Genomic DNA, 17,726 nt, shown 5'->3' with positions numbered 1-17,726 from the left:
CATCAACGGATCAGCACTTGTCCTTGCGGCCCATCAGCTTGCCCAGGCGCGAGGTCTCCTCGCACTTGGGCGCAGCCACCGGCGCCGGTGCAGCGGCGGCAGCGCGCGCGCGCTGCAGCTGCTGGATCCTGGCGCGGATCTGCGGCATCGCTGCCATCGCGGCCTTCTCGCCTTCCAGGATCGCGGTGCCGCGCTGGCTGAAATCGGCAGCGCCGATGTCCAGCACCTTCGGCCGGATCACGATGTCGGCGCGCGCCAGTTCCTGTTCGCCGAGGCGCTGGCCCATGATCGAGATGGACTGGTTGACGATGCCCAGCATGTCGGTCGGTGCCTTGCCGCTGGCCTTGCTGGAAATGTCCACGGCGATCACGAAGTCGGCGCCAAGCTGGCGTGCGGCATCCACCGGTACCGGGCTGACCACACCGCCATCGATGTAGTTGCGACCGCCGATCTTCACCGGCTCGAACACACCGGGAATGCTGCTTGACGCGCGCACCGCCTGGCCGACGTTGCCGCGCACGAAGATCGCCCGCTCGCCGGTTTCCAGCTGGGTGGCAACGGCAGCGAACGGCTTCTTCAGGCGTTCAGCGGGACGGTTGGCGACCTGCTCGTTGACGTAGTCCTGCAGCTTCTGGCCCTGCACCAGACCACCGGAGAACAGGCGCACGTCGCGGATGCTGGCTTCATCCAGCGCCACCGCCTTGCTCTGCATCTGGAACGCGTCCATGCCGCTGGCGTACAGCGCGCCGACCACGCTGCCGGCACTGGTACCGGACACCACGGCCGGCTCGAAGCCGTTGGCCTCCAGCATCTTGATCACGCCGATGTGGGCGAAGCCCTTGGCTGCGCCACCGCCAAGGGCGATGCCGATCTTCATTGGCTTGGCCTGCGGCACCACGGTCGGCGCAGGCGGCGGCGTGGGGCGGACCGGATCGCCGCCGCAGCCGGCGAGCAGGCCGATCAGGGCGACGGACAGCAGCATGCGGGGGCGGAACAGGCTCATCGGCAGTGCGCTCGCGGCGCCGGATTCAGGAAAGGGCGCCAGCATACCGAAGCCGCGGCGGGCCGGGCAGGGTGGGGGAATTGCCTATTCAGCAAAAATGGACCCCGGTAGGTGCCGACCTTGGTCGGCACACGCAGATTCCAGTGCCGACCAAGGTCGGCACCTACCCAACGAGTGGGTCAGAACCGGTTGTCGCCGTCCAGGATGCGGCCGATCCCGCCCAGTACCGAACCTTCACCGCGGCTCTGGCCACCGCCCTGCGGCGCGGCCATCCACATGCGGCCGGCCAGGCGCGAGAAGGGCAGCGACTGCAGCCAGACTTTGCCAGGGCCGGTCAGCGTGGCCAGGAATACGCCCTCGCCACCGAACAGCATGCTCTTGATGCCTGCCACCCGGCGCACGTCCATGTCCACGGTGGGGTGATAGGCCACCACGCAGCCGGTATCGACGTCCAGACGCTCGCCGGCGGCCAGCTCGCGTTCGACCACGCAGCCACCGGCGTGGATGAACACCCAGCCGTCGCCCTCCAGCTTCTGCATGATGAAGCCTTCTCCGCCGAACAGGCCGGTCATGATCTTGCGCTGGAACTGCACGCCGATCTGCACACCGCGTGCGCCCGCCAGGAAGCTGTCCTTCTGGCAGACCAGGCGACCGCCATGCTGGTCCAGCTTCATCGCCAGCACGGTGCCGGGGTAGGGCGCAGCGAAGGCGACCTTGGCCTTGCCCTGGCCGGTATGGGTGTACAGCGTGGCGAACAGGCTTTCGCCGGTCAGTACGCGCTTGCCGGCGGCCATCACCTTGCCCATGAAGCCGCCGCCCTGGCCGCTGTGCGAGCCGTCGCCGAACACGGTGTCCATCTGCACGGACGCGTCCTTGAACATCAGGGCGCCGGCCTCGGCCACCGCACTTTCGCCCGGGTCCAGTTCGATTTCGACGAACTGCATTTCGTGGCCCACGATGCGGAATTCGATGTCGTCGGCCCGTCCGCCGGCACCTGCCGGGACCGGTGGCGGGGTGTTGGGCATGCCCGGAGCCGGCGACTGCAGTTCGGCCACTTCGGCGATCGATGCCCACCCGCTCATGCCCTGGCACCAGGCCAGGGCGCGCGGATTGGCCTGCGCGTAGCGCCGCGCAGCCTCGTCATCAAGCGGGCCGACGCGCTCGGACTGGGCGGACGGATGGAAGTACCACTGGGTCATTGCGGCGGCTCCATGGGACTGGAAAAGCCCGAGTCTAGCGAGCGGCGGGGGGCACGGGCGACGTCGCCATGAACAGCCGGCATTTGCGGGGCAGGTGCTGTATTGCAACAATTATCTGGTAGCGCCGTTTTACCACCCCTCCAAACACAGCCTACCGCCATGTCCCCGACCCGTACTTCCCGTGGCCGCCTTCCGGTCGCGCGCCCCCTCGTTGCCGCTCTTTCCGCCCTGCTGCCGCTGGTAGCAGCCGCCCAGGAAACCCCCGCTGCCAAGGACCCGGTTGCCCTCGATGCACTGCAGGTGACCGCGCAGCGCCGCGTCGAGAACGCCAAGGACGTGCCGGTCGCGATCAGCGCGATCCAGGGCGAGAAGCTCGATGTGCTGGGTTCGGCGGGCGATGACATCCGCTTCCTGGCTGCGCGCGTGCCCAGCCTCAACATCGAGTCGTCCTACGGCCGTGCCTTCCCGCGCTTCTACATCCGCGGCCTGGGCAATACCGATTTCGACCTCAATGCGTCGCAGCCGGTGTCGCTGGTGTACGACGACGTGGTGCAGGAAAGCCCGCTGCTGAAGGGCTTCCCGCTGTTCGACCTGGCCAACGTGGAAGTGCTGCGCGGTCCGCAGGGCACGCTGTTCGGCCGCAATACCCCGGCCGGCGTGGTCAAGTTCGACTCCGCGCGCCCGTCGCAGGATGCCGACGGTTACGTGCGCGTGGGCTATGGCAGCTACAACAGCTGGAACGTGCAGGGCGCCTACGGTGGACCGCTGACCGACCGCTGGTCGGCACGCGTCTCGGCCATCTACCAGCGTCGCGACGATTGGGTCGACAACACCCGCGCCGGTGCGCCGAACAGCGGTTTCGAAGGCTATGACGAAGCCGCCGGTCGCGTGCAGTTCCTGTACGAAGGCGACGACTTCGAAGCGCTGTTCAACCTGCACAAGCGCAAGCTCAACGGTACCGCCCGCCTGTTCCGCGCCAACATCATCCAGAAGGGTGGCAACGGCCTGGTCGAGAACTTCGACCGCGACAAGGTGGCCAACGACGGCGTCAACTTCTCCGACCTGGAAACCTGGGGCGGCAGCGCGCGCCTGCAGTGGAACCTCGGTTCGGTGACCCTGCACTCGATCACCGGCTACGAGACCGCCGAATCGCTCAACCGCGGTGACATCGACGGTGGCTACGGCGAGGCATCGCTGGGCGCTGGCAACTATGGGCCGGGCTTCATCCCGTTCTCGTCGGAGTCGGCCGACGGCCTGCCACATCACCGCCAGTGGACGCAGGAGTTCCGCGTCGAATCCAACGAATGGGGCCGCTTCGACTGGCAGGCCGGCGTCTTCTATTTCGACGAAGACGTGACCATCAACAACTTCAACTACAACTCTCTGAAGCCGGGCAATCCGCAGACCGGCCATGTGGTGCAGAACCAGCGCAACAAGGCATGGGCGGTGTTTGCCTCGGGTGACTTCGATGTCACCGACCGCTTCAAGCTGCGTGCCGGCCTGCGCTACACCCAGGACAAGAAGGACTTCAACGCCAGCGTGCTGCAGGCCGTGCCGTTCGGCACTCCGGTCAGTGGCCCGTATGTGGCCAACACCGACGTCAATGACGTCAGCTGGGACGTCAGCGGCGTCTACAAGCTGACCGACAATGTGAACGCCTATGCCCGCGTCGCCAAGGGCTTCCGCGCGCCGTCGATCCAGGGCCGCCTGGCCTTCGCGCCGGGTCTGTCGCAGGCCGATTCGGAGAAGGTGATCTCGTATGAAGCCGGCATCAAGGCCGACCTGTTCGAGCGTCGCGCACGCCTGGGCCTGAGCGTGTTCCGCTATGACGTCGATGGCCAGCAGCTGATCGCCGTGGGCGGCACCAACAACACCGCCACCCTGCTCAATGCCGACAAGACCATCGGCCAGGGCGTGGAGCTGGACCTGGAAGCCTACCTGGCCGACAACGTGCTGCTGACCTTCGGCAGCAGCTACAACGACACCGAGATCAAGGACAAGAACCTGGCGGTGGCGATCTGCGGCGGTGGCTGCACCATTACCGACCCGACCACGGTGATCAACGGCCAGACCTACGCGCTGGTCAACGGCAACCCGTTGCCGCAGGCGCCGAAGTGGATCCACAACGCGACCCTGCGCGTGGGCTTCCCGCTCAGCGACGGCAGCGAGCTGTACGCCTACACCGATTGGGCCTACCGCAGTGCGGTGAACTTCTTCATCTACGAGTCGCCGGAATTCCGTGGTCGCAGCTCGCTGGAGGGCGGCCTGCGCCTGGGCTACAACTGGGATTACGGCCAGTACGACGTGGCCGTGTTTGGCCGCAACCTGACCAACCAGACCCGCGTGGTCGGCGCGATCGACTTCAACAACCTGACCGGCTTCCTCAACGAGCCGCGCACCTGGGGCGTGGAGTTCACCGCAAAGTTCTGATGCGGTGGCTGCGGTAGTGCAATGAAGAAGGGCCGGCACAATGCCGGCCCTTCTGCTTTTCGCGTCCGCCGGGCATGGCCCGGCGCTACCCACGTGTCGCAACCGGTAGTGCCGGCCGCTGGCCGGCAACGATCCATCCGGCGTTGGCCTACAGCGCGCTCTGCGGGCGCACCTTCAGCACGGCGTTCTCGGTGGCGCAGTCACGGCTGGAATGCAGGCCGGCCTTGCGTGCGGCGGCGATCTCCTTGCGCGCCGCCAGCAGGTCCCTGTTGAACGCGGCGCTGTCGTGCAGGCGGGCCACGGCGGCGGCGCCCATGAAGCGGCCTTCCAGTATGTCGCTCTGCCAGTGCACGTTGCAGACCAGGCGGCTCTCGCCGTAGTTGCGGCCGCGGGCCTGGATGGCATCGGCGCGGTCCGGTGCGATCTCCGACAGGATCAGGGCCCAGGCCCAGCCGATCGAGGTGTGGCCGGACGGGTAGGAACCGTTCCTGCGCAGGCCGTCTTCGTCCTTCGGCGAGCAGGTCGGTTCACCGTTGACCATGAACGGGCGCGGGCGCTGGTAGTGGTTCTTGGCAACCTTGGTGGCGGCGCTGGCGTCGATCCGGCTGCGCTCCAGCAGGCGGTACAGCGCCGGGGTCTTCACGGCGTCCACGTCGATGTCAGCGGCGCAGGAGAAGTGGTTGGCCCCCTCGGGGAAGCCGAGTTCCGCATCGACGCCGGCCTGGGCGAAACGCGGGCTGCCACGCAGTGCGCGCGCTTCACGGCTGACCTGTTCGTCAAGGGCAAGGGCAGCCGAACCGGCCACCGGCGGCGCCGGCACCAGGTCCAGGCTGGCCGGGACCGCGCTCTTGTCCAGATAGCCCACGGCCTTGGTGGTGATGTTGGCCTCGACGGCGGTCGGCTTGGTGGCGGTGGCGGCACAGCCGGCCAGGGCTGCGGCAACAGCGAGGCCCAGCAGTGGGCGGGCAGGAGAGGAAATCAGCAACATGGGCGGACTCTGGGGAGGAAACACCGCGTCATGATCGCAGCCCGTGTACGACATCGCAGTGGCCATCGGTCATACGGCCAGACCCGGCATGGTCACTGTCGCGATATGAAAAACGTCATCGTCTGACGTCAGTCTCCTGAATCCGGGCGCAGCGCACGGACTTTCACGTGGCCGCGCCGTGAGCATCGGCACAACGGTGAACGAGACGCCGTCCAGTTCCAGCCGGGTCGGGGGGATCCGCAGACAGAGGGAGAGAAGCGATGCGCAGCACCGCAACAGGAAGTACCGTCCTGGCCCTGCTCCTCGGGCTCGCAGCAGCGCCGGCGCAGGCCGCCGACGTGGTCGGCGTGGCCTTCGTGCATGGCACCGGCGCGCAGACCAATGCCACCCAGGAGTACTGGCAGCCGGCGATCATCGACACCGTGCGCCAGGGCCTGCCGAACAGCAGCAACTACGTGGTCATCAACTGCGACTTCACCCAGTACATGTGGAAACCGGAGGCCGCCGGCTGCCTGGCCAACCAGCTGACCAGCTTCATCGACAGCCGTGGCATCACCCAGCTGGTGGTGATCACCCATTCCAACGGCGGCAACGTGGTGCGCTGGATCCTGTCCAATCCGACCTACGACAGCCGCTATCCGAAGATCATCCGCACGGTGCGCAAGGTCACCGCGCTGGCACCGTCCTCGGCGGGCACGCCGTTGGCCGATGCGGTGCTCAACGGCAATACCTTTGAAACCTCGCTGGGCTGGCTGCTGGGCTACAAGAACGATGCCGTGCGCCAGCAGCAGGTGGCCAGCATGGCCACCTACAACGCGCAGAACCTGTATGGCACCGCTGGCCGCCCGGCTTTGCCCAAGCCGTTCCGCGCCGTGGTTGGCAGTGACGTGGAATCGGCGGTGTGGGACAGCAACAGCTACTGCGGTGGCTATGCCGCCAATGTCGGCCTGGAGTTCACCCAGAACTGGCTGTCGTCCTGTTCCGATGGCTTCCTGGAGTGCAGCAGCCAGAAGGCGGCCGGCACCACCTTGTTCACCGACAAGGCGCGCACCCAGGGCGCCGAGCCGCTCAGTCACAACCAGAGCCGCCGTGAGTGCTTCGGCCTTGGCACGATCCTGCGCAACGACCTGACCCAGTGAGGGAGACGACCATGACGATCCATTCCACCCTGCTGGCCAGCGCGGTGCTGGCGGTGCTGTCTCTCTCCACAGCGCAGGCTGGGCAGCCGTTGAATGCCGCACGTGCCGGCGATCAGGTGCCCGCTGCGCTGGTTGCCGCGCCGTTGCCGGCCGATGACAGCGAACGCGCACCGCTGTCCTTCGCCTGGGCGCTGGACCCGGCACAACCGCTGCAGGCCGCCACGCCGTATGCCTCGATCAGCCGCAGCTACTGGCAGCAGGTCGATGGCACGCAGCTGCAGCGCGGCTTGGACCTGCCACTGACCGCTGCCGATGCGGTGATCCAGCTGAGCCCGGCCGAAGGCGCGCGTGCAGTGCCGGCCAGTTCGCTGCAGGTGCGCGACCCGGCAGGCCGCAGCAGCGTGGCACGCAGTGTCGACGCGCGCGTGCTGCAGCAGGCCGGCATGCCGGTGAGTGATGGCAGCAGCATGCTGCGCACTGGCGCAACCAGCGTGGCCGGTGCGTACACGCTGCAGAGCGCGCAGGCGCAGGGCCGCTACGTTGTACAGGTGCTGGAGCCCAACAGTCCGCTGCGGCTGGAGGTGCAGGCCAACCAAGGGCAGGTGCTGGCCGGTGGCAACCTGCAGCTGCAGGCGCGCCTGCTGGAAGATGGCGCCGCTCCCGCAACGCTGGCCTCACGCCGCAGCAGTCTGGGCGGTGAAGCGTTGCTGGTTGCGCCGGACGGCCGCAGCTGGCCGCAGCGCCTGCTGCGCACCACCGATGGTGCCCTGCGTGCGCAGGTGCGGATTCCGGCGGATGTCGGCAACGTGCAGGGGCTGTGGGAGCTGCAGGTGTTCGCCCAGGCCGATGGCGTGCTGCGCGATGGCAAGGTCGCCTTTTCGGTTGCGCGGCCGACCGCGCGCTTCAGTGGCCAGGCGGCATCGGACCCGACCAGCCGCCAGGTGGCGCTGCCGCTGCAGGTGGCCGCCGCCGGTCGTTACGAGGCGCGTGGCACGTTGTATGCCACCGGCCGCGATGGCCAGCTGAAGCCGGTGGCGCAGGCGCACGCAGCCGCGTGGTTCGATGGACCGGGGCGTGGCCAGCTGGTGCTGCCGTTCGACCAGGCCGCGTTGCCGGCTGGGTTCGGTGCGCCGTACGAGCTGCGCGACCTGCAGCTGCAGGATCAGAGCCGGATGGCGCCGATCGAGTCACGCGCGCTGGCGTTGCGGTTCTGAGGGTGCGTGCAGCGGGCCGGGATCCGGCCCGCTGCACCGGCATGCCGACGGAATGGCATCACGATGGGGGATGCCATGACGAGGGGAATGGCGTGACGACGGGGTAGAGTCGACTGTTAGTCGACTGCCTTTCGCCTGGATCGCAAACATCCCGCGCTGCGCGCGATAGTCGACTAACAGTCGACTCTACCGCTGCCGGATTCCGAGCCCGTCGGTTTTCCGGGCCCGTCGGTTTCCAAGCCCCTTGCTTCCCCCGAGGGCTTCGCCTCACCCCGCGTACGCGGTCAGCCTGCCTTCCTGCTCGCACACGGTGATGGCGCCACCGAACACCGCAGACAGCGGCTCGCTGCGCAGCAGCTCGGCGCGGGTGCCGTCGGCCAGCACGCGACCATCGCGCAGCAGCACCACGCGTTCGATCTCGGGAATGATCTCTTCGATGTGATGGGTCACCAGCACCAGGGTGATGCCCTGCTGGGCGAGCACCCGCATGGTTGCTACCAGCTGTTCGCGGGCGACCAGGTCCAGCCCGGTGGAGGGCTCGTCCAGCAGCAGCGCCTGCGGCCGATTGACCAGTGCGCGGGCGATCAGCACACGGCGGGTCTCGCCGGCCGACAGCTCGGCGTAGGCGCGTTCGCGCAGCGACAGCGCACCGGTCATCGCCAACGTTTCACCAACGCGTGCGCGCATGTCGGTGGTCACTTCGCGGAAGGCCGGCACCACGTAGCTGGCAAAGAAGCCGGACAGCACCGCCTGTTCCACGGTCAGCCCGGGCATGTCGGCCAGGTTGCTGCTGAGATCACCGGTGACGATGCCCAGCTGCGAGCGCAGCCGGTCCACCTGCCAGCGGTTCTGACCCAGTACCTTCACCGCCACCGCGCCGTCGCCCTGCGCCAGCGGGTACAGCTCGCGGGTGATCAGCTTGATGAAGGTCGACTTGCCGCAGCCGTTGGGGCCGAGCAGGGCGGTGTGCTGGCCCTGCGCGATGCGCAGGCTGAGCCCGTGCAGCACCTTCACCTGGCCGCGCACCACGGTGGCGCGGTCCAGTTCGATCAAGGGCGGCAGCCCGGCGACGGGCGGAGCGGCGGTCATGGTGCTGGCGCGTGGATCAAGGCTCGACAACTCAGGTCCCCAACTGTGAACGGTGCCACGGATGGCGGTGGAAATCACCGCCGCAGGGATGCAGTTTGCAACGCAAGCGCCCATGATGTCTGCCATCCCCGCGTCGATCCGGAGAGCCGTCATGCCTGATGACCTGATGTTCCTGTTGACCGGTGGTGTGCTCGGCCTGGGCTGGTGGGCCATGCTGGCCGTGCTGCTGGTGTTTACTCAGATCACCATCTTCTCGGTGACCCTGTACCTGCACCGCAGCCAGGCCCATCGCGGGGTCGATTTCCACCCGGCGCTGGCCCACGTGTTCCGGTTCTGGCTGTGGCTGACCACCTCGATGATCACCCGCGAGTGGGTGGCCATCCACCGCAAGCACCACGCCAAGGTGGAAACCGAGGACGACCCGCACAGCCCGGTCACCCGCGGCATCGGCAAGGTGTTCTGGCACGGCGTGGAGCTGTACCGCGAAGCGCGCGGCATGCGCGCGGACATCGAGCAGTACGGGCGTGGCACCCCCGATGATGCGATCGAGCGCCACCTGTATACCCCGCACGCCACGCTCGGCCCGGTGCTGCTGTTCGCGATCAATACCGTGTTGTTCGGCTTGCCTGGCGTGGCCCTGTGGGCGATCCAGATGGCGTGGATCCCGTTCTGGGCGGCCAGCGTGGTCAATGGCCTGGGCCACTGGTGGGGGTACCGCAACTACGAATCGGCCGATACCTCCACGAACCTGACGCCGTGGGGGTTCTGGATCGGCGGCGAGGAGCTGCACAACAATCACCATGCCTTCCCCAGCTCGGCGCGCTTCGCGATGCGGCGCTGGGAATTCGACATCGGCTGGAGTGCAATCCGCCTGCTGCAGGCGCTGCGTCTGGCCAGGGTGCTGCGGGTGGCACCGGCCATGGATGTGCGCCCGAACATCGCCGTGCCCGATGCTGAAACCCTGAAGGCGCTGCTCTCGCACCGCTTCCAGGCGATGACCGATTACCAGCGCAATGTGTTCATGCCCGCCCTGCGCGAGGAGGCCGCTCACGCCGGTGCCAAGCTGCGCCGTCTGCTGCCGCGTCGTCTGCGCCGTGGCCTGGTCAATGATGGCCGCTGGTTGAAGCCGGACAGCCGCGCCCAGCTCAGCGAATGGGTGGCGCAACGTCCGCGCATCCGCACCCTGGTCGAGTACCGCGGGCGGCTGGCCACGCTGCTGGAGGCGCGCGGCCACGATGCGGCCGAGCGCCTGCGCCAGCTGCAGGCCTGGTGCCATGAAGCCGAGGAAAGCGGTATCGCGGCATTGCAGGTCTATGCGGCGCGTTTGAAGGGCTACCGCCTGGTGGGCGCGTGAGGGCAGGGTACGGACTGCTGCTGGCGGCGCTGCTGCCCAGCGCGGCGCTGGCCCAGGTCACCGATACCGCCAGCTATCTGCAGCGGATGGACAGCGACGGCGATGGCAAGGTCAGCGAGGCAGAGTACGTGCAGTGGATGCTGTATGCCTTCGACCGCATGGACCGCAATGGCGATGGCGTGCTGACGGCCGAGGAGCTGCCCGGTGGCAAGGGCAGGGCGATCAGCCGCGAGCAGCAGCGGCAGGTGATCGTGCAGCGCTTCCACACGCAGGACGCCAACGGTGATGGCGTCCTGGATGCCCGTGAACTGGCCGCGCCGCCGCGCTGAGCGGGCGTAGAATCGGCGCATGCCTGAACTGCCCGAAGTCGAAACCACCCGCCGCGGCCTGGCGCCGCACCTGCAGGGCCGCCGCGTCCATGGCGTGATCCTGCGCCGCGCCGACCTGCGCTGGCCGATTCCGCCGGAAGTGGCCGACCTGCTGCCGGGACAGCGCATCGAGGACATCCGCCGTCGTGCCAAGTACCTGCTGCTGGACACCGCCGTCGGCAGCGCCGTGCTGCACCTGGGCATGTCCGGCAGCCTGCGCGTGTTGCCCGGTGATACGCCGGTGCGCGCCCACGACCACGTCGACATCAGCCTGGACAACGGCCGCCTGCTGCGCTTCAACGACCCGCGCCGCTTCGGCAGCCTGCTCTGGCAGCCGGCCGGCGAAGTCCACCCGCTGCTGCAGGGGCTGGGCCCGGAACCGTTGGACGATGCGTTCGACGGCGACTACCTGTTCGCCCGCAGCCGTGGCCGCAGCGCGCAGGTGAAGACCTTCCTGATGGACCAGGCGGTGGTGGTGGGGGTGGGCAACATCTACGCCGCCGAAAGCCTGTTCAAGGCCGGCATCAGCCCGCTGCGCGAGGCGGGGAAGATCTCGCGCGAGCGCTACCAGCGACTGGCCGATGCAGTGAAGGAGATCCTCGGCTACGCCATCACCCGTGGCGGCACCACCCTGCGCGATTTCATCAGCCCGGACGGCGCGCCGGGCTACTTCGAGCAGGAACTGCTGGTGTACGGCCGGGATGGCCTGGCGTGCCCGAACTGTGGCCGCGCGCTGAAGCACGCCACCATCGGCCAGCGTGCCAGCGTCTGGTGCAGCCACTGCCAGCGCTGAGGCAGGCGGCCAGCGGCAGCTGAACGGGCAGGGCACGTCTCCGCTGCCCGTTAACGTTTGTCTGCCTATGATGGCCGACCTTCACTCTGTGCCTGACGCGCCTGCATGCAACGACGCGACTTCATCCGCAATGCCTCCCTCGCCCTGGCTGCATTCGGCCTGCCGTCCCTGCCCGCGTGCGCGGCCAGCAAGAGCGGCCAGATGGGCCTGCGCCGCCTCGGCCAGCCGCAGCCGTTCGACTTCGCCACCCTGAAGGGGCAGGCGCGCGCGCTGGCACAGGCGCCCTACAAGAGCCACAAGCGGGTGCTGCCGGGCCGCCTGGAAGGCCTGGACTGGGACCAGTACCAGTCGATCGGCTACCGCCAGGACCACGCACTGTGGGCCGACCAGCCGGGTAAGTTCCAGGCCAAGTTCTTCCATCTGGGCCTGTATTTCCACTCGCCGGTGCGCATGTTCGACGTGGTCGACGGCAAGGCGCAGGAGCTGGCCTACGACGGCGCGGCATTCAACTACGGCAGGAGCGGCATCAAGGACGGCGAGCTGCCGGCCGATCTGGGCTTCGCCGGGTTCCGCCTGAACACCCGCAAGGACACCGACCGCGACTTCGCCGCGTTCCTTGGCGCCAGCTACTTCCGTGCCGTCGGCAAGGAAGGCCAGTACGGCCAGTCCGCGCGTGGCCTGGCGATCGACACCGGTATGGGCAAGCCGGAGGAATTCCCGGATTTCATCGCCTATTACCTGGAACAGCCGTCGGCCGATTCGGAAACGATCGTGGTCTACGGCCTGCTGGATTCGCCCAGCGTGGCTGGCGCCTATCGCTTCGCGATCACCAATGGCGACGTGCTGCTGATGGACATCGACAGCGCGCTGTACCCGCGCAAGGCGATCGAGCGGTTGGGCATCGCCCCGTGCACCAGCATGTACCAGGTGGGTGAGAACGACCGCCGCATGGCATGGGACTGGCGCCCGGAGATCCACGATACCGACGGCCTGTCGCTATGGACCGGCGCGGGTGAATGGATCTGGCGGCCGCTGCTGAACCCGCGCAACCTGCGCTTCAACATGTTCGTGGACCGCAACCCGCGTGGCTTCGGCCTGCTGCAGCGCGACCGCAACTTCGACCATTACCAGGACGACGGCGTGTTCTACGAGAAGCGCCCGTGCCTGTGGGTGGAGCCGAAGGGCGAATGGGGCGAGGGCTCGGTGCAGCTGGTGGAAATCCCCACCGTGGACGAAACCTTCGACAACATCGTGGCGTTCTGGAACCCCAAGGAAAAGCCGCAGCCGGGCCAGGAGCTGCTGGTCGGCTATCGCCTGTACTGGGGCGCCGAACCGCCGGCACGGCCGCCGCTGGCGCACTGCGTGGCCAGCCGCACCGGCCTCGGCGGCGTGGTCGGCAAGAAGCGAGAGTACTTCAGCTGGCGCTTTGCGGTGGACTTCGAAGGCGGCGAACTGGCCAGGCTGATCGACAAGGGCGAGGTCGAGGCGGTGGTGGAAGCCAGCCGTGGCCGGGTCGAGATCGTATCGGCGCGCCCGCTGCGCGAGATCAACGGCTACCGCGCGATGTTCGACCTGGTGCCGCCGGAAGGCAGCACCGAGCAGATCGACATCCGCCTGTTCCTGCGCAGTGGTGGCAAGACCCTCACCGAGACCTGGCTGTACCAGTACACCCCGCCGCCGGCGGGTGCGCCGGAGCGCACGCTCTACTGAGCATCGAGCGGGCCGGCAAGGCGCCGGCCCCCTGGTTCAGGGCTTGGCTTCGGTGGCGTTGGTCTGGGTCGGTACGCCCACCTGTACCGTGCCCCGGCGGATCTTCATCCAGGTTTCGTCCTGCCAGCGTTCGTACTGCTTCGGATCCCAGTACTTCGGGTCGTAGAGGCGGTCAGCCTTGATGGTTCGCGCGATGCCGCCGTCCATGTACATGATGTCCACGTTGTTGGACATCGACCCCACGCGGCTGCCGGTCATTTCACGGCGCCCTTTCCGGAGCACCTCCGCCATGCGCGGGCGCGCGACCTCGTCTCCGAATTCGGCACGCAGCACACGCGCCTGTGCCCGGGCCTGCTCATGCAGCTCGAGCGGAAGCGTCGCCCAGTATTCGTCGCGAAGTTCGACAAACAAGGGGTAGCCGCGTTCGGCCGCCACGTCCATCCACGCAAAGGCCATGACCGGATTGCGCGGTTGTTCCACCCCGTACCAGTACATCTCGCCCAGGTATCCCTGCGCCGGCTTGTCGGCGTACCTGGCGGCAAGCCTGAAGTTGTCCATGGCCCCGTTGACGTCGTTGCGCCGGAGTGCGTTGACGCCCCACTGCCGGTACATCATGTCCGGATGGCTGTCCATGAAACCTGCCCCGATCACCGCCGAATCCTCTTCAGGCGAAGGTCGATCGGCGGCAAGGCTGAGCATGGGCAGGCAGAGCAGCGGAAGCAACAGCAGGGCGGGGCGCATGACGGACGTCCAGTTCGGCAGCAGAGGATGCCGCAGCCTAGGCCCGGCGACCGCACGCTGTAAACCGCCGGTGGTCATGCGCCGGGATGTGCCGCATGGCGCTACAACGGCAACGGTGCCTGCATCGGCTCGATCCGCCCTTCACCGCGGGTGATCTTCTTGAACTCCGCACGGCTGACCGATACGTAGCGGTCGTTGCCGCCGATCTCCACCTGCGGGCCGTCCTGAACCGCGTGGCCATGCTCGTCCACGCGCACCGTCATCGTCGCCTTCTTGCCGCTGTGGCAGATGGTCTTGATCTCCTGCATCTCGTCGGCCCAGGCCAGCAGGTACTGGCTGCCTTCGAACAGCTCGCCGCGGAAATCGGTGCGCAGGCCGTAGCACAGCACCGGAATGCGCAGCTGATCGACCACCTCGCTGAGCTGCCAGACCTGGGCGCGGGTGAGGAACTGCGCCTCATCCACCAGTACGCAGCCCATCGGACCGTTCGTGGCCAGGTCCTGCTCGACCCAGCGCTGCAGGTCGGTGTCACGGTCGAAGGCCATGCCATCGGCACGCAGTCCGATGCGCGAGGCGACCACGCCGGCCCCGGCGCGGTCGTCCAGGCGAGGGGTCAGGATCGCCACGCGCATGCCGCGCTCACGGTAATTGTGTGCGCTCTGGAGCAGGGTGGTGGTCTTGCCGGCGTTCATCGCCGAATAGTAGAAATAGAGCTTGGCCATCGGCCGATTGTACGCCGCCGGTCCGGGGCGCCGAAGCTGTTCAGCAAGCCCACCGGCCAGCGGCTGTGGCCGTCACCCGGGCCCGCTACAATCCCCTCCCAATGCACGGTCTCAATCCCCCCCAAGCCGCCGCCGTCCTGCACATCGAAGGTCCGTTGCTGGTGCTCGCCGGCGCCGGCAGTGGCAAGACGCGCGTGATCGTGGAAAAGATCGCCCACCTGATCGGCTGCGGCCGCTATCCGGCGCGCCGCATCGCGGCGATCACCTTCACCAACAAGTCGGCCAAGGAAATGCGCGAGCGTGTGGCCAAGCGCCTGCGCGAGCAGGATGCGGACGAGGTGACGATCTGCACCTTCCATGCGCTGGGCCTGAAGTTCCTGCAGATCGAGCACGCGGCCGTGGGCCTGAAGCGTGGTTTCTCGATCTTCGATGCCGACGATGCCGCCGCGCAGATCAAGGACCTGATGTACGGGGCCAAGCCCGACGACATCGAGGACATGAAGAACCTGGTGTCGCGCGCGAAGAACGCCGGCCTGTCGCCCCAGCAGGCGATGGCTGCCGCGCGCAGCAACCGCGAGAAGGAAGCGGCCAGCGTCTACGAGCGCTACCAGCTGCGGCTGACCGCGTTCAACGCGGTCGACTTCGATGACCTGATCCGTTTGCCGGTGCAGATCCTGGAAGAAAATCCGGAGATCGCGCTGGCCTGGCGTGAGCGCATCGGCTACCTGCTGGTGGACGAATGCCAGGACACCAACGACGCGCAGTACCGGCTGCTCAAGCAGTTGGCCGGTGACAAGGGCAACTTCACCTGCGTGGGCGATGACGATCAGTCGATCTACGCCTGGCGTGGTGCCAACCCGGAAAACCTGCAGCAGATGGGGCGCGACTACCCTACGCTGGAGATCATCAAGCTGGAGCAGAACTACCGCTGCTCCAACCGTGTGCTGCGCGCCGCCAACGCGCTGATCGCCAACAACCCGCACGAACATCTGAAGAAGCTGTGGAGCGACCAGGCCGACGGCGAACGCATCCGCGTGTGGGAATGCCGCAACAGCGAACACGAAGCGGAAAAGGTCGCGGCCGAGATCGCCTTCGTGGCGCAATCGCGCAACGTGCCGTGGAGTGACTTCTGCATCCTGTTCCGCGGCAACTTCCAGTCACGGCCGCTGGAGAAGGCGATGCAGCTGCTGCGCATCCCCTACCACCTGACTGGCGGAACCATGTTCCTGGAACGCCAGGAAGTGAAGGACACGCTGGCCTGGCTGCGGCTGCTGGTAAACCCGGACGACGACACCGCGTTCATGCGTGCGGTGCAGTCGCCCAAGCGCGATGTCGGTGCCGGCACGCTGGCCAAGCTGGCCGAGCTGGCGCAGGAAAAAGACATGCCGATGGCGCAGGCCGCCGAAGCGATCGGCGCCCTGCAGCAGCTGCCGCCACGGGCGGCCAACAGCCTGGCGCGCTTCACCGACATCCTGCGTGACCTGCGTGCGCAGACGCGGCAGGTCACCTCCGGCGACATGATCCGCAAGGTCGCCAAGGAGTCCGGCCTGCTCAGCGAGCTGCGGCAACAGGCCAAGGAAGAGGCCAGTTACCAGCGCCGTGCCAACAACATCGAGGAGCTGGCGCAGTGGTTCGAGGGCGGCCCGCGCGGTGCCACCGCTGCCGACCTTGCAGGCCAGCTGGCGCTGCTGTCGCGCAGCGACAAGGACGAGGGCGGCAATCAGGTGCGCATGATGACCATGCACGCCTCCAAGGGCCTGGAGTTCCCGTACGTGTTCATCGTTGGCTGCGAGGACGGCGTGCTGCCGCACCAGGTGAGCCTGGACGAGGGCAACCTGCAGGAAGAACGGCGACTGCTGTACGTGGGCATCACCCGCGCCAAGATCCAGCTGTGGATGAGCTACAGCAAGCTGACGCGCAAGTTCGGCGAGCATGTACGGTTGAAGCCGAGCCGGTTCTTCGAGGAGATTCCGGCCGAGGAGATCCAGCGCGATGGCGCGGACCCGGTGGCGGATGCGGCACGCAAGAAGGAGCGGGCGAGCGCGGGGTTGGCGGCGATCGAGGCGCTGTTCGACTAAGGCGCTCCAACGGCGCCGCCCCTACGTGGTGGAGCGCGCTTTGGCTCCGCGGTGTGACCGGTCGAGGTGGGTTMGCGGGGGRCGCCGTGAACCCATCCCWGGGGGCTTGGCCGCGCCATCCATGGCGCGGATACCCCCGCGAACCCACCCCGGCCGGCCTCTGACAGATTCCGGGCGCCTCCTGCCATGGCAATGCAAAGAAAATCAAAAGCAACAGCCAGGGGTTGAGGCAGAATCGGGGTTTCGGCTGGAGGTCTGCCTGTGCAACCGATCGAGAGTGAGCGCCTGCGGCTGCGGGCCATTGAACCGGACCGCGATGCGGCACCGATGCTGGCCCTGCTCAACGATCCGGGCTTCGTGCGTTTCATCGGTGACCGCAACGTGCGCGACGAAGAACAGGCACGCGAGTACATCGCCCTGCGGGTGCTGCACAGCTATGCGTTGAATGGCTTCGGCATGTATGCCATCGAGCGGTTGTCCGATGGTGCCTGGCTGGGCAACGCCGGGCTGGTGCGGCGGGATGGCCTGCCGGGGCCGGACATCGGCTATGCGGTGCTGTCGGAATTCGCCGGGCAGGGCTATGCCGGTGAGGCGGCACGGGCGGTGTTCGCGCATGCGCGCGCTGAGCTGGGCCTGCAGGATCTGTACGGCATCACCGATCTGGACAACGTGGTGTCCGGAAAGATCCTGCTCGGTCTGGGTATGCAGGAACGCGGGGTGATCCAGTTGCCGGGCGTGGACAGCCCGAGCCGGTTGTATGCGACGCTCGGTGCGGCGCAGGTCTGACCCTGTGGGTCGGGGCCAGAGCATCCGGTAGTGGSGGGGGGGGGGGGGGGGGGGGGGGGGGGCGGCCGGGGGGGGGGGGGGGGGGGCGSGGGGGGGGGGGGGGGGGGGCGGG

General features: G+C 67.6%; 15 protein-coding genes. 9 read left to right on the top strand and 6 right to left on the bottom strand.

Features of this window, described 5'->3' with window-relative positions; genetic code table 11:
* Nucleotides 1-10: 10 nt before the first annotated feature.
* Both D7Y61_RS17120 and D7Y61_RS17115 read right to left on the bottom strand, forming a co-directional pair.
* Nucleotides 11-1,003: a patatin-like phospholipase family protein gene (locus tag D7Y61_RS17120; RefSeq protein WP_180868014.1), complete on the bottom strand. Its 993-nt coding sequence runs from the start codon at nucleotides 1,001-1,003 to the stop codon at nucleotides 11-13.
* A gap of 179 nt (nucleotides 1,004-1,182) precedes the next feature.
* Nucleotides 1,183-2,202: a TIGR00266 family protein gene (locus tag D7Y61_RS17115; protein ID WP_180868012.1), complete on the bottom strand. Its 1,020-nt coding sequence runs from the start codon at nucleotides 2,200-2,202 to the stop codon at nucleotides 1,183-1,185.
* A gap of 159 nt (nucleotides 2,203-2,361) precedes the next feature.
* Here D7Y61_RS17115 and D7Y61_RS17110 point away from each other — a divergent pair, with 159 nt between their 5' ends.
* Nucleotides 2,362-4,632, top strand: a complete 2,271-nt coding sequence (locus D7Y61_RS17110) for a TonB-dependent receptor (protein ID WP_180868010.1) — start codon at nucleotides 2,362-2,364, stop codon at nucleotides 4,630-4,632.
* Nucleotides 4,633-4,780: 148 nt separating this feature from the next.
* Here D7Y61_RS17110 and D7Y61_RS17105 read toward each other — a convergent pair whose 3' ends face one another.
* Entirely contained in the window at nucleotides 4,781-5,620 is an 840-nt protein-coding gene (locus D7Y61_RS17105) for an acid phosphatase (protein WP_180868008.1), read from the bottom strand.
* Nucleotides 5,621-5,880: 260 nt separating this feature from the next.
* On the opposite strand from D7Y61_RS17105, the gene D7Y61_RS17100 reads away from it, so the two are divergent.
* The gene (locus D7Y61_RS17100) at nucleotides 5,881-6,759 is read left to right on the top strand and encodes a hypothetical protein (RefSeq protein ID WP_180868006.1); all 879 of its coding nucleotides are present in this window, start codon (nucleotides 5,881-5,883) and stop codon (nucleotides 6,757-6,759) included.
* Between the two features lie 11 nt (nucleotides 6,760-6,770).
* Nucleotides 6,771-7,973 (top strand): DUF4785 domain-containing protein, encoded by a 1,203-nt coding sequence (locus D7Y61_RS17095; protein ID WP_180868004.1) that lies wholly within the window; start codon nucleotides 6,771-6,773, stop codon nucleotides 7,971-7,973.
* A gap of 267 nt (nucleotides 7,974-8,240) precedes the next feature.
* On the opposite strand, the gene D7Y61_RS17090 is transcribed toward D7Y61_RS17095, so the two are convergent.
* The gene (locus D7Y61_RS17090) at nucleotides 8,241-9,062 is read right to left on the bottom strand and encodes an ABC transporter ATP-binding protein (protein WP_180868002.1); all 822 of its coding nucleotides are present in this window, start codon (nucleotides 9,060-9,062) and stop codon (nucleotides 8,241-8,243) included.
* A 151-nt stretch (nucleotides 9,063-9,213) separates the two neighbouring features.
* On the opposite strand from D7Y61_RS17090, the gene D7Y61_RS17085 reads away from it, so the two are divergent.
* The 4 genes from D7Y61_RS17085 (at nucleotide 9,214) to D7Y61_RS17070 (ending at nucleotide 13,287) form a co-directional block, all read left to right on the top strand.
* Nucleotides 9,214-10,416, top strand: a complete 1,203-nt coding sequence (locus D7Y61_RS17085) for a DesA family fatty acid desaturase (RefSeq protein ID WP_180867995.1) — start codon at nucleotides 9,214-9,216, stop codon at nucleotides 10,414-10,416.
* On the top strand, nucleotides 10,413-10,745 hold the full coding sequence (locus D7Y61_RS17080) for an EF-hand domain-containing protein (RefSeq protein ID WP_180867993.1): 333 nt from the start codon (nucleotides 10,413-10,415) through the stop codon (nucleotides 10,743-10,745). The genes D7Y61_RS17085 and D7Y61_RS17080 overlap by 4 nt, the downstream gene beginning before the upstream one ends.
* A gap of 19 nt (nucleotides 10,746-10,764) precedes the next feature.
* The gene (gene mutM, locus D7Y61_RS17075; RefSeq protein WP_180867992.1) at nucleotides 10,765-11,577 is read left to right on the top strand and encodes a bifunctional DNA-formamidopyrimidine glycosylase/DNA-(apurinic or apyrimidinic site) lyase; all 813 of its coding nucleotides are present in this window, start codon (nucleotides 10,765-10,767) and stop codon (nucleotides 11,575-11,577) included.
* Nucleotides 11,578-11,682: 105 nt separating this feature from the next.
* Nucleotides 11,683-13,287: a glucan biosynthesis protein gene (locus D7Y61_RS17070; protein ID WP_180867990.1), complete on the top strand. Its 1,605-nt coding sequence runs from the start codon at nucleotides 11,683-11,685 to the stop codon at nucleotides 13,285-13,287.
* 36 nt (nucleotides 13,288-13,323) lie between these two features.
* Here the strand turns inward: D7Y61_RS17070 and D7Y61_RS17065 are convergent, their stop codons facing one another.
* Both D7Y61_RS17065 and D7Y61_RS17060 read right to left on the bottom strand, forming a co-directional pair.
* A complete protein-coding gene (locus tag D7Y61_RS17065; RefSeq protein ID WP_180867988.1) occupies nucleotides 13,324-14,028 on the bottom strand; it encodes a sel1 repeat family protein in 705 nt (234 codons plus the stop codon).
* A gap of 101 nt (nucleotides 14,029-14,129) precedes the next feature.
* Nucleotides 14,130-14,750 carry a thymidine kinase gene (locus tag D7Y61_RS17060; protein ID WP_180867986.1) on the bottom strand — a complete coding sequence of 207 codons (621 nt, stop codon included), beginning with the start codon at nucleotides 14,748-14,750 and terminating at the stop codon, nucleotides 14,130-14,132.
* A 101-nt stretch (nucleotides 14,751-14,851) separates the two neighbouring features.
* Between D7Y61_RS17060 and D7Y61_RS17055 the strand changes: the two genes are divergently transcribed.
* Together D7Y61_RS17055 and D7Y61_RS17050 are read left to right on the top strand one after the other, a co-directional pair.
* Nucleotides 14,852-16,828, top strand: coding sequence for a UvrD-helicase domain-containing protein (locus D7Y61_RS17055; protein WP_180867985.1), 1,977 nt, complete (start codon nucleotides 14,852-14,854; stop codon nucleotides 16,826-16,828).
* 261 nt (nucleotides 16,829-17,089) lie between these two features.
* Nucleotides 17,090-17,614, top strand: a complete 525-nt coding sequence (locus tag D7Y61_RS17050) for a GNAT family N-acetyltransferase (protein WP_180867983.1) — start codon at nucleotides 17,090-17,092, stop codon at nucleotides 17,612-17,614.
* Nucleotides 17,615-17,726: the final 112 nt, after the last annotated feature.

Source organism: Stenotrophomonas maltophilia, assembly GCF_013464485.1.
Taxonomy (GTDB): Bacteria; Pseudomonadota; Gammaproteobacteria; order Xanthomonadales; family Xanthomonadaceae; genus Stenotrophomonas; species Stenotrophomonas maltophilia_AW.
The sequence above is the reverse complement of the archived record's forward strand: the minus strand, read 5'-3'. Positions and strand labels throughout refer to the sequence as shown.